Annotated in this window: 3 protein-coding genes; 1 reads left to right on the top strand and 2 read right to left on the bottom strand. The window is 66.3% G+C overall.

The genetic code is table 11. The features are described from left to right. Nucleotides 1–111: 111 nt before the first annotated feature. Together ABTY04_RS40775 and ABTY04_RS40770 are read right to left on the bottom strand one after the other, a co-directional pair. Nucleotides 112–1,179, bottom strand: a complete 1,068-nt coding sequence (locus ABTY04_RS40775) for an endonuclease/exonuclease/phosphatase family protein (protein WP_352218481.1) — start codon at nt 1,177–1,179, stop codon at nt 112–114. Between the two features lie 202 nt (nt 1,180–1,381). Further along, entirely contained in the window at nt 1,382–1,540 is a 159-nt protein-coding gene (locus ABTY04_RS40770; RefSeq protein WP_502996834.1) for a hypothetical protein, read from the bottom strand. A 79-nt stretch (nt 1,541–1,619) separates the two neighbouring features. On the opposite strand from ABTY04_RS40770, the gene tpg reads away from it, so the two are divergent. Beyond that, complete coding sequence (gene tpg, locus ABTY04_RS40765) at nt 1,620–2,174, top strand: telomere-protecting terminal protein Tpg (protein ID WP_502996833.1); 555 nt, start codon at nt 1,620–1,622, stop codon at nt 2,172–2,174. The last annotated feature ends 126 nt before the right edge of the window (nt 2,175–2,300 follow it).

Below are 2,300 nucleotides of genomic sequence, written 5' to 3'. Positions count from 1 at the left end.
GATCCTCCTGCGCGGCAGGCGACAGACGACGCATGTCCCGATCCTCGCTCACACCCCACCAACGATCAGGAAACCCATCAGTTTCGCCTCAATATGTCCGCCAGGGCCGCGTCAACTCTGTCTGACACGCAGCGATACCGCCACACCGGCGTGATCGGACGGCCACAGTCCGTTGGGGGTCCGATCGTTCGCATGGTCTCCGATCACTCTGGCGCGGAACGGCGACAGCCGTGGGGGTTGGTAGAAGACGTAATCGACGCGGTGGTCCAGCTTGGACGGCAGGTTGCGCAGATCGGGGTCCTGCCGGACGGTGAATCCGTCCCCGGGACCGCGCACAGCCCGCCACGCGTCGTCGTAGCCGCCGGAGGTGAACGTACCGTACGGGCCCGTGGCGTCGGTGGGCAGGGAGTTGAAGTCCCCGACAGCAGTGACCGGGTACGGCGACTGGGCCAGTGCGGTGTACAGCTCGTTGCCCTGGGCGTTTCGGATGGGCGGCGCCGCCGGTTCCAGATGCGTGTTGGCCACCCGTACCGTTTCCGGCCGATTGCTGACCGGTCGGTCAGCGTGGGTGAGGCTGACGTCCACCGCCGACCAGCCGCGCGGGATGGTGAGAGTGATGCCGGCCGGGGTGGTGACGACCAGCTTCGCCGCAAAGAGGTGCGACTGCGGATTCGTTACCGGGAGACCGTCCTCTACCAGGATCACGTCACGGTCGGTGAAGCTCGCCTGTTCGGTGGCGCTGATCGGCAGGGTGGCGCTGAGGGTCGTGTCGGTCGCGGCGGCGTGGTAGTGGAGACCGGCCGCGCGCAGCTCCCGGATCAGGATGTCGAGGAAGTCGTAGGTGGTGGTGAGGGAGCCGTTCAGTGGTCCCTTCTTCCACAGGGCGACTTCCTGCAGGCCGATGACCTCTGGGTGTTCCCGCCGGAGCAGCCGGGAGATCGCTCGGGCACGGGACGGGAAGTCGGTGGCGACCATCTGGTCGTAGGCGATGCCGGCTCGCCTGACGAGTTCCTGAGGGGTGGGGGCTGTCAGCAGCGGCGTGAGGTCGGCGCCCTGATAGATGTTGTACGTGGTGACCTTCAGCTGTCGTGGGGGCTTGGCCTGAGCTGGGGCAGCCAGACCGAGCACCGTAGCCGCCAGTCCAACGACGGCGAAGAGTGCCGTCATCCTGCGTGCCAATGCGCTCTCCTTCTCGTATTGATGCAAAACCGCATGAAGATGCGAGTATCAGGAGAAATCGAGGACGTGACGACCGCAACTTTGATCACCTTTTTGCGGCAGTAGATCACCCGTTTAAGCGGTTGCGGGGTCTCCGAACCCGCCGACGACAGACAGGGGCGGGGGAATGGGCGGACGGGCTGCTGGTCGCGGTGCTCGGCGGCTACTGCTTCCTGGTGAAGCTGCCGGCGTCGGCCTCGGTGAGGATGTCGAGCTTGACCAGGCGTTTCAGTTTGGCGCGGGGTGCCTTCGATGTTCTTCGGTAGGAGTTCGTGGTCGAGGGCTTCGCAGACGTCCCGGGCCCGCAGCGGTCCGGTCGCATCGTTGAAGACGGCGAGGTCCCTGTACGCCCCGCACACGCCGCCGTGCGTGGGTGACACCGTCGGTGTTTCGGAACCGCGATGGGCAAGCTCGGGGACAGCCTCGGCCAGGCGGTGGCGAAGGCGTTCACACGCCCCGCCCCCAAGTCGGCACAGGCGCAGATGAAGTACCTCGTCAAACAGCTCAAGGAACCAAGGCCGCAGCCGAAGCCCTGGGCGTCTCCCAGCGCACCGCGGAGCGGTACGTCACCGGCAAACTCAAGCAGCCCCGCAAAGGAGCTCGCAGCCCGCCTCGCGGGAGAAGTACGCAAGCGCTGGCAGCCGCAGATCCGGGCCAAGGCGAAGAAGGCCGCCGCCACCAGCGGCGGACTCATCATCGAGACCCGCGTCCGCTTCGGCTACACCGCCGCCGCCGGCACCACCGACGACGGCCGCATGCGCCACCTGACCCAGGGCCTGCCCCCGACCTACGCCGCCCGCCTCTTCGAAGCCCAGGAGCAAGGCGCCACCGAGCAGCAGCTCCTCGACATCGTCGCCGAGGGGTTCCAGGAGATCTACTTCAAGGACCGCGGCCGCCGTGTCAGCGGACTTCTGGTCGAGTTCACGGACGTCGACCACATTGATGTCCAGCTGTGAGTGACTCTCGCGACCCGTCCTGAACTGCAGGTGAACCGTTCCGGGTTCGGTAGGGACTCGATCGTTTGAGAGGATCGAGTCATGGCACGTCCTTCCCAGTACCCGCTTGAGCTGCGCCGTCGTGCG

The organism is Streptomyces sp. NPDC097981, from assembly GCF_040302565.1.
Lineage (GTDB): Bacteria > Actinomycetota > Actinomycetes > Streptomycetales > Streptomycetaceae > Streptomyces.
The sequence above is the reverse complement of the archived record's forward strand: the minus strand, read 5'-3'. Positions and strand labels throughout refer to the sequence as shown.